The sequence below is a fragment of the Psychrobacter sp. TB55-MNA-CIBAN-0194 genome, from assembly GCF_040309505.1.
GTDB classification, from domain to species: Bacteria; Pseudomonadota; Gammaproteobacteria; order Pseudomonadales; family Moraxellaceae; genus Psychrobacter; species Psychrobacter fozii.
This window is the reverse complement of sequence record NZ_JBEOOW010000705.1, coordinates 1-241: the sequence shown is the minus strand read 5'-3', so window position 1 is coordinate 241 and position 241 is coordinate 1. Positions and strand designations below refer to the sequence as shown.

The following is a 241-nucleotide window of genomic DNA, read 5'->3' as shown; positions in this document are numbered from 1 at the left end:
TATCATAATTTTATAGAAATTCTAAATTTAGATGAACATAAGCTAGTAATATATATTGACGAAATAGAGAAGTTGTCCACTTTTGAATTTAAAGAGTTAAATGTAAACGATTCAAAGTGGATTTGTAAAATTGATGTAAAGGATCAAATGATTTTTGAATCCACAATAGATCATTCTAATGAAATGATTTATCTCTATGCTAAGGATCAAAATTTGTATATTTTGAAAGAAAGCTCTGACA

1 protein-coding gene is annotated in these 241 nt (G+C 24.9%); it reads left to right on the top strand.

Annotation, left to right across the window (positions count from 1 at the left end; all coding sequences use genetic code 11):
• Positions 1–241, top strand: a 241-nt coding sequence (locus AAEY75_RS16810) for a hypothetical protein (protein ID WP_352260301.1), incomplete at both ends; no start/stop codon positions are given.